This is a genomic window from Acidovorax sp. CF316 (assembly GCF_000276605.1).
In the GTDB taxonomy this organism is placed as follows: domain Bacteria; phylum Pseudomonadota; class Gammaproteobacteria; order Burkholderiales; family Burkholderiaceae_C; genus Acidovorax.
In genome coordinates, this window is the sequence record NZ_AKJX01000241.1 from 1 (window position 1) to 8,768 (window position 8,768).

Consider the following 8,768-nt stretch of genomic DNA (forward strand, 5'->3'; position numbering starts at 1 on the left):
GGCCGGCACCGGCTACAGCCGCTGGCGCGACCTGGCGGTGACCCGCTGGCGCGAGGACGCCACCAGCGAGGACTGGGGCTCGCATGTCTACCTGCGCGATGCGCACAGCGGCCGCACCTGGTCCGCGGCGGCGGAGCCCTCGGGCCGCGCGGCCGACAGCTACGAGGTGGCGTTTGCCGAGGACCATGCGGCCTTCACGCGCCACGACGGCAGCATGACCACCACCACCGAGGTGATCGTGTCGGCCGAGGCCGATGGCGAGGTGCGCCAGGTCACCCTGGTCAACACCGGCCCGCGTGCGCGCGAGATCGACCTGACCTCGTATGCCGAGCTGGTGCTGGCCCCGCCCGCGGCCGACAACGCGCACCCCGCGTTCTCCAAGATGTTCGTGCAGACCGAGTACCTGCCCGAGTTCGGCGCGCTGCTGGCCACGCGCCGTGCACGCAGCCCGGGCGAGGCGGGGGTGTGGGCCGCACACTTTGCGGTGGTGGAGGGAACGGTGGCGGCCCCGGCGCAGTACGAGACCGACCGGGGCCTGTTCCTCGGCCGGGGCCGCACGGCGCGCAATGCGCTGGCGGTGCATGGCGGCGGTGCGCTGTCCAACACCGTGGGCACGGTGCTGGACCCGGTGTTCGCGCTGCGCCAGCGTGTGCGCATCGCCCCCGGGCAGATGGCCCGCGTGGCCTTCTGGACGCTGGTGGCGCCCACGCGCGAGGCGCTGCTCGACCTGCTGGACCAGCACCACGACCGCAGCGCCTTCGAGCGCGCGCGCACCCTGGCCTGGACCCAGGCCCAGGTGCAGCTGCGCCACATCGGCATCGACGCCGATGCGGCGGCGGACTTTCAGCGCCTGGCGGCGCCCATCCTGTATGCGGACGCACGCTTTCGCGCACCGGCCGATGCCATCGCGCGCGGCGCGGGCCCGCAGTCGGGCCTGTGGCAGCACGGCATTTCGGGCGACCTGCCCATCGTGCTGCTGCGCATCGACGACATCGAGGACATCGCCCAGCTGCACCAGTTGCTGCAGGCGCACGAGTACTGGCGCATGAAGCGCCTGGGGGTGGACCTGGTGGTCATCAACGAGCGGGCGTCGTCGTACGTGCAGGACCTGCAGATCGCCATCGAGACGGCCGTGCGCAGCAGCCAGTCGCGGCCGCGGCTGGGCGAGTCGCTGGCGCACGGCGTGGTGCACACGCTGCGTGCCGACCTCATGGATGCGACTTCACGCGCACTGCTGCAGTCCATCGCCCGCGTGGCGCTGGTGGCGCGGCGCGGCCCCATTGCCCAGCAGCTGGCCATGATGCCCGCGCAGGAGGCGCCCGAAGTGGTGGCCAGGCCGGTGATGGCGCCGGCACCGCAGCCACCGTACGAACCTGCCCCCGCGCCGGACACGGCGGGCCTGGAGTTCTTCAACGGCCTGGGCGGCTTCGACAAGGATGGCACGGAGTACGTGACCGTTCTGCGCGACGGGGCCACCACGCCCGCGCCCTGGATCAACGTCATTGCCAACCCGGGCTTCGGCTTTCACGTGTCGGCCGACGGTAGCGGCTACACCTGGGCCGGCAACAGCCGCGAGAACCAGCTCACGCCCTGGTCCAACGACCCGGTGAGCGACCCGGCGGGCGAGGCCTTCTTCGTGCGCGACGATGCCAGCGGCCAGTTGTGGGGCCCCACCGCGCAGCCCCTGCGCGGCAACGGCACCTACACGGCGCGCCATGGCCATGGCTACAGCCGCTTTCTGCACGAAGCCCATGGCATCGCGCTGGAGCTGCTGCAGTTCGTGCCCATCGCCGACCCGGTCAAGGTCTCGCGCCTGACCCTGCACAATCGCACGGCGCAGGTGCGGCAGATCACGGTGACGCTGTATGCCGAGTGGGTACTGGGCACCTCGCGCGGGGCATCGGCCCCGTTCATCCTGGCGGAGCGCGATGCGGACAGCGGCGTGCTGCTGGCGCGCAACCCCTGGAGCACGGCGTTTGCCGGCCGCGTGGCCTTTGCCGACCTGGGCGGGCAGCAGACCGCCTGGACCACCGACCGAACCGAGTTCCTGGGGCGGCATGGCAGCCTGGCGGACCCTGCTGCGCTTCGGGGCCACGCAACGCTGTCTGGCGGCGGCGCTGCGGGGCGCGACCCCTGCGCGGCGCTGCAGTGCACGCTCACGCTGCAGCCCGGGGAGAACCGGGAGGTGACCGGCTTCATCGGCCAATGCGCCTCGGCCGCCGAAAGCCTGGCCCTGGTGGCCCGCTACCGCCCGATCGACGTGGATGCGCTGCTGCAGGAGGTGTCGCGCCATTGGCGCAGCCTGCTGGGCGCCGTGCAGGTGCGCACGCCCGACCGGGCCATGGACATCCTGCTCAACGGCTGGCTGCTGTACCAGACGCAGGCCTGCCGCGTCTGGGCGCGCTCGGCCTTCTACCAGGCCAGCGGGGCCTATGGCTTTCGCGACCAGTTGCAGGACGGCATGGCGCTGGCCTTTGCCCGCCCCGAGGAGACGCGTGCGCACCTGTTGCGTGCCGCGGGCCGGCAGTTTGCCGAAGGCGACGTGCAGCACTGGTGGCTGCCGCACTCGGGCCAGGGCGTGCGCACGCGCATCTCGGACGACCGGGTGTGGCTGGCGTTTGCCACCGCCAGCTATGTGCAGGTGTCGGGCGACACGGCGGTGCTGGATGAGGCCATCCCCTTCCTGGATGGGCCACCGCTGCAGTCCGGCGAGCACGACGCCTTCTTTCAGCCGATGGCGGCGGAGGCCTCGGCCACGCTGTTCGAGCACTGCGCACTGGCGCTGGACCAGGCCATGGAGTTGACCGGCGACCTGGGCCTGCCGCTCATGGGCACCGGCGACTGGAACGACGGCATGAACCGCGTGGGCCAGGAGGGCCGGGGCCAGAGCGTGTGGCTGGGCTGGCTGCTGGTGCGCACGGTGGCGCTGATGGCGCCGCTGGCGGATGCCCGCGACCCCGACTGTGCCGCGCGCTGGCGCATGCATGCCGAATCGGTGCGCGCTGCGCTGGAGCGCGAGGCCTGGGACGGCGCCTGGTACCGGCGCGCGACCTTCGACGATGGCACGTGGCTCGGCACCCACGAGGGGCAGGAGTGCCGCATCGACTCCATAGCCCAGTCGTGGGCGGTGCTCTCGGGCGCGGCCGACCCGGCAAGGGCGCTGATCGCCATGGCCTCGCTGGGCGACAAGCTGGTGCTGCCGCAGGAGGGCCTGGCCCTGCTGTTCACGCCGCCGTTCAACACCACGCCGCACGACCCCGGTTATATCAAGGGCTACCCGCCCGGACTGCGCGAGAACGGCGGGCAGTACAGCCATGCAGCCATGTGGGCGATCATGGCGCGCGCCCAGTTGCGCAACGACCCGCAGGCCGGCAGCCGGGCGCACGCGCTGTTCGCGCTGGTCAACCCCATCCACCATGCGCGCACGCCTGCCGAGGTGGCGCGCTACCGGGTGGAGCCCTATGTGGTGGCGGCCGATGTCTATTCGGTGGCACCGCACACCGGGCGCGGCGGCTGGACCTGGTACACCGGCGCCGCGGGCTGGATGTACCGAGCCGGCGTGGAAAGCATCCTGGGCCTACGCCGCGAGGGGCAGGAGCTGGTGATCGACCCGTGCATCCCTGCCGAATGGCCGGGCTTCGAGGCGCGCATCGACGTGGCGGGGGCCGTCTACCGCATCGAATTCACCGCCTCGGGCCCGCCCGGAGCGGAGGCCAGGGTGGCCTCGGCGGAATTGGACGGGCTTGCGCTGGTGTGTGGCACCGGGCCGCTGCGTGTCACCCTTGCCGAGGGCGAGCACCGCTTGCGGATCGGCTTGCTGCGGGGGGACTGAGCACTGGGGCAGAGGCAGTCGCGTGGTCAGCGAGCACCAGCGCCCGCACCTGCACCGGCGCCTGCACCGGCCGCACCTGGCCCGCCAACGCCAGCACCCGCTGCACCGGCACCTGGAGCGCCGGCGCCCACGCCCGCCGCGCCCGCACCGGGCCCAGGCCCTGCGCTGGAGCCTGCACCTGCACCAGAACCCACACCTGCGCCGGTGGCACCGCCAGGAGATCCCGCGCTGACGCTGCCGCCCGAGCCGGTGCCGGACGGCCCTGGCGCGGCCGCACCTATACCGGTGCCGCTGGCGCCCGGTGCACCGCTGCTCACGCCCGCGCCACTGCTGGCGCCTGGCGCTGTGCCGCCGGGGGATCCCGTGGCCCCGGTTGTGCCGGCCGTCCCGGGTCCGGCCGCTGTGCCGCCAGTGCCGCCTGTGGCGCTGCCGGCGGGGGTGCCGGCGGGGGTGCCGGCAGTGCCCGGCGTACCGGTGCTGTTGCCCATGCCGGTGGTGGTACCCGCAGGGGCGCTGCCAGTGGTGGCAGTGCTGTTGCCGACCGTGCCGGTGGTACCGGTGGCGCTACCCGTGTTGCCAGGGGTGCCTGCAGGCGTGTTGCCGCTGCTGGGTACGGCACCCGGGATGCTGGAGGTGCTGCTGCCCGGGTTGCCGATGCTGGTGCTGCTCGGTATGCCGCTCGGGATGTTGCCCGGAATGCTGGTGTTGCCGATGCTGCTGTTGCTGCTGGGTGTGGTGGCGGTGGTTGTGGTGCTGCTGGTGGCCGGCGTGGTGCTGGTCATGTTGCCGACGTTGTTGCTGTTGTTGTTATTGCTGCTGGGCACGCTCCCAGGGATGTTGGAGGTGCTGGTGGTGGCATTGCCCACGTTACCGCTGCTGGGTATGCCGCTGGGGATGTTGCCGGGCACGGAGGTGTTGCCGATGCTGCTGTTGCTGCTCGGCGTGCTGGGGTTGCTGGGGGTGCCGATGGTCACGGTGGACGGCGTGGCCGGGCTGGCGCTGCCGAAGCCGCCCTGGGCCTGCGCGGATTGTGATGCGGCGAGCGCCAGCAGGGAGGCGGCGAACAGCGGAGCCGCCAGGCGGCGGTGCGAACGGAAGGGGGAGGGTGTCGACATGGGGTGCTCCTTGGAGGATGGCGGTGGCATGGGAGCCACCATGCCTGCCATGTTGGATGCGCCGGGTGCGGGCCAGGGTAGGGCCAACGGTGTGCCGCCGGTAGGACTTGACGCCTGCGCTGGCGCCAGTGCGCCGCTGTGAAACGAAGGGTTACAGGCGCTCGATTTCGGACATCTTTGCAATGCCTGGTTGCGCATGTAATGGCCCGCGCCGCATGCAAGGCGCGCTCCCATCGGATCCCACAGCCCCATGACCCTGATGACACTGCCGCAATTTCGTGAGTCGCTCCAGGCGGTGCTGCGCAGCGCCGACCTGCCCGCACTGCATGGGCAGATGCAGGCATTGGCGCAGCAGCTGGGGTTCGAGCATTTCGTGTATGCGCTCAGGGTACCGGAGAACTTCACGCAGTCGAGCATCCTGATGGTGGACGGCTACCCGCCGGGATGGACGGACCACTACATGGCGCAGGCCCACCATGCGCACGACCCGGTGATCCGCTACTGCAGCCGCAACATCCTGCCGGTGCTGTGGCACGAGGTGCCCGGCGGCGGCCCTTGTCCGAACGCCCGGCGCGTGATGGGCGAGGCGGCCGAGCACGGGCTGCGCACCGGCCTGAGCGTGCCGTTGCACACGCCCCACGGGGAGCTGGGTATCTTGAGCGGCACGGTCTCGCGCACGGGCCGCGCCGCGCAGGCCGACATGGCACAGGTCCAGGCGCATGCGCACCTGCTGGCCACCCACGTGCACGAGGCCATGCGCCGCCTGGCGCCCATGCCGCTGCAGCCCCCTGCGCTGAGCCCGCGCGAGCAGCAGGTGCTGCGTTGGGCCGCCGACGGCAAGACCTCGTGGGAGATCTCGTGCCTGCTGCACATCTCCGAGCGCACGGCCAATTTCCACCTCCACACGGTGGCGCAGAAGCTGGGCGTTTTCAGCCGCCAGCACGCGATTGCGCGGGCTCTGTTGCTGGGGTTGATACAGCCCAGCCCGTTTTGAGACCTCTCTGGATGCTGCCAGTTCCAGGCGGTGGGCGCACTGTCATATCTGACAGTTCATGCCCGTGCGCTGCGCCGATATGGTCGGGTCTTCACTGCTTTTGTCTGTTTTTTCCTTTCCTTTTCTTTTTTGAGAGACGACTTTCCATGAAGACTGCCTTTTCCGTACTGAGTTGCCTGGCCGCCCTGGCCGTGATGAGCCCCGCGGCCGTGCAGGCGCAGGGGGTGCAGATCAATCTTGCGGCATCCCAGGTGGGTGTGGTGGATGGCCAGAACCTGCGCATCAACAATGTGGAGTACGCGGGTCGCCGCTACATCCTGGAGGTGCAGTGGAACCCGCTGGCCGCGACCTTCGTGCCCACCAAGGTGAGCGAGCAGGCGGCTTCGGGCCTGCTGTGCAATGCGCCGGTGTTTGCGTCCAACGCGCGGGCGGGCACGCTGATGCTGCAGGTCGATCCGGGCAACCGCGCGGTGCAGGTGTCGGTGGTCAATGACGGGCCGCAGGACCCCTGGAGCTTTTCGCTGTACGGCTGGCGCTTCGTGCACAACCAGACGGCCTACTCCCTGACGCTCAAGCCCGCGGAGGTGGACCCCAACACGGCGCTCATGAACCTGGCCAGCGCGAGCCTGTACAGCGTGCGCCCGCTGGCCCGGGGCGAGCGGCTGGTGGTGGGCACCATCAACAACCTGCCGGCAGGCTTCAATTTCAACATGCCCATCACCAGCGTGGTCTACGGCAACCAGACCACGGCCTGCCAGTAAGCCCCGGCCCGGGGCGCGGGATCAGGCGGCGGCGTTCCGGGGCGCAGCGCCCAGCAGGTAGTCGGCCACCTCTTCGGAGAACCGGCTGCGGTGCGTGCCCAGCAGCACCGCCCCGTCGTCCAGGCCCTCGGGGTCGGGCCGCACGCCGGGCATGCCATGGGCCACCAGGGCCTGGGCGCAACCGACCCAGTCGCCGTCCGGCACGGGCTGGTTGAGCGAGGCCCACGAGAGCGTGCCGATCACGTTGTCGCCAAAGCCGTGCATGGCCCGCCAGTCGGCGCCGTGCTCCAGCAGGAAGCGGGCGAGCGTGGAGTCGCCGCGGAACACGGCCTGGTTCAGGGCCGAGCCATCCCAGTCCCCGCCGCGGTCCTCGATGGGCCAGCCCAGGCGCACCATGGTGCGCACCGCCTCGCCGCAGCCCTGCTGGGCCGCGAGCTCGGGCAGCAGCCGGCGCTGGGCGGGGCCGAGCGTGCCGATGATGCCGGGGTGCGCGGCCTGGATGGCGCGGGCCGCCGGCTCGTCGCCGCGCGCGCAGGCGGCGATGAAGGCTTCGTCCGGGGCGAGCGGTGCGCCACTGTTGCTGTTGCTGTCTGTGTTCTCGGCGTCGTCGTGCAGCAGCTGCGCCACCTCGGTCAGGCCGTAGCGCAGGGCCATGGTGCGGGCGGGCGTGCCGTCCTGGGTGCGTGCGTCGGGCCGGGCACCGGCGGCCAGCAGGGCCGCGACGTGCGCGGGCGAGCGGCGCCGGCGGATGGCCCAGAGCAGCAGCGAGCCCCAGTCCGACGTGGGTGGGCCCGGCGGCGGCTCGTTGGCATCGCCGCCATGGGCCAGCAGCAGCTGCAGGGTCGCCAGGTCATCGAGGTCGAGCACGCGGTACATGGCGTTGGTGCCGGTGATGCGGGCGCCGGCCTTGAGCAGCAGCCGGGTGCATTCGGGTTGGTCCAGCGAGTGGTAGAGCGATTCGTTGTCGTCGGGGTGGGCGCCGGCACCGAGCAGCAGCTTCGTCAGTTCGGGGTCGTGGTTGCAGCCGGCGGCGCCGTACAGGGCCGACAGCGGGTGCGCCGCGTCGGGCGCCTGCAGCGAGGCCGGCGGCCAGCGGTTGCCCACCGACTGGTCGGGCGAGGCGCCAGCGGCCAGCAGGTAGCGCGCACAGTTTCGCAGGCGCTCACGGTAGGCGGGCAGCTGCAGCAGCGCCGAGTGCGTGACGGCCACCAGCGGCGGCAACTGCAGCGGGCCGCCCGCACGGTGCACCCAGCCGGGGTCCTGCGCGCTGGCCTGGCGCAGCACGGCCTCGTCGCCCGTGGCGCAGGCGAGGTAGGGGGCGTCGCCGGTGGCGCTGCCGTTGCCGCTGCCGGCCAGCAGGGCCGGGTTGTCCTGCAGCAGGCGCGCGGCCACCGCGGGCCGCGCGCGGTTCATGCTGCCCGAGATATCGCCCGCATACACCAGGCCCAGCCAGTGCAGCACCGCGCGGGCCGGGTCGCCATCAAGCAGGGCCCGGCGCGCGGCGACAAAGCCCTGCAGGTCGGCCCAGGAGGCAAAGCCGTATTCGCGCGCGATGCACGACTGCGCGTCGTGCAGGCGCAGGCCCTGGGCGGCCAGGGTGGCGTCGTCCTTGCCCGCGGCGGCGGGCAGCGCGGCGCGAAAGCGCTCGAAGGCCGTGGGGGAGCTGGTGGGGTCCGGGATGCGGTACAGGGCCAGGAGATCCTTGGCCTGTTTTTTGAGATGGCCGATGTCGGGCCGGGCGGGAAGGCGCTTGCCGTAGGGCGTCGTCGTCATGAAGGGTACCTCCGTGCATCAGGTGCCGATGGCCCGCAGATCCGGCTGCACAAAAGGCGTTGGATAGGCGTGTGGTTGAAGGCAGCGAGCGGTGGACTGTTTTACTCGTCCGGTCGTGCTGCCTTCTGCAAGTGGGTTCAACCCTTCCCGCGGGCCCGGGGGCGGCTTGTACCGCGGGTGGGATGTTAGCTGATGTTGGGTGCCGTGTTTTTTTGGTGGCATGCCTTTGTTGAGGGCGGAGGCCGGGTCTCGGCCCGGCGGCCGAGGTACCTTTCTTTGCTTCGCCAAAGAAA

Annotated in this window: 5 protein-coding genes; 3 read left to right on the plus strand and 2 right to left on the minus strand. The window is 71.4% G+C overall.

The genetic code is table 11. The annotated features are described in order from the left end of the window. The coding region (locus tag PMI14_RS28300) for a GH36-type glycosyl hydrolase domain-containing protein (RefSeq protein ID WP_007860024.1) at positions 1–3,832 on the plus strand (3,832 nt) is incomplete at its 5' end. Between the two features lie 26 nt (positions 3,833–3,858). Here the strand turns inward: PMI14_RS28300 and PMI14_RS35135 are convergent. Next, a complete protein-coding gene (locus PMI14_RS35135; protein WP_007860025.1) occupies positions 3,859–4,947 on the minus strand; it encodes a hypothetical protein in 1,089 nt (362 codons plus the stop codon). A 250-nt stretch (positions 4,948–5,197) separates the two neighbouring features. Here PMI14_RS35135 and PMI14_RS28315 point away from each other — a divergent pair, with 250 nt between their 5' ends. Both PMI14_RS28315 and PMI14_RS28320 read left to right on the plus strand, forming a co-directional pair. Then, positions 5,198–5,941 (plus strand): LuxR family transcriptional regulator, encoded by a 744-nt coding sequence (locus tag PMI14_RS28315; protein WP_007860026.1) that lies wholly within the window; start codon positions 5,198–5,200, stop codon positions 5,939–5,941. Between the two features lie 146 nt (positions 5,942–6,087). Then, positions 6,088–6,702, plus strand: coding sequence for a hypothetical protein (locus PMI14_RS28320; protein ID WP_007860027.1), 615 nt, complete (start codon positions 6,088–6,090; stop codon positions 6,700–6,702). A gap of 21 nt (positions 6,703–6,723) precedes the next feature. On the opposite strand, the gene PMI14_RS28325 is transcribed toward PMI14_RS28320, so the two are convergent. Beyond that, positions 6,724–8,475, minus strand: coding sequence for a hypothetical protein (locus tag PMI14_RS28325; RefSeq protein WP_007860028.1), 1,752 nt, complete (start codon positions 8,473–8,475; stop codon positions 6,724–6,726). Between the last annotated feature and the right edge of the window lie 293 nt (positions 8,476–8,768).

Excerpts from the sequence above, each read along its gene's own strand:
- PMI14_RS35135 (WP_007860025.1), bottom strand. The coding sequence starts at position 4,947 with ATGTCGACACCCTCCCCCTTCCGTTCGCACCGCCGCCTGGCGGCTCCG.
- PMI14_RS28315 (WP_007860026.1), top strand. The coding sequence starts at position 5,198 with ATGACCCTGATGACACTGCCGCAATTTCGTGAGTCGCTCCAGGCGGTG.
- PMI14_RS28320 (WP_007860027.1), top strand. The coding sequence starts at position 6,088 with ATGAAGACTGCCTTTTCCGTACTGAGTTGCCTGGCCGCCCTGGCCGTG.
- PMI14_RS28325 (WP_007860028.1), bottom strand. The coding sequence starts at position 8,475 with ATGACGACGACGCCCTACGGCAAGCGCCTTCCCGCCCGGCCCGACATC.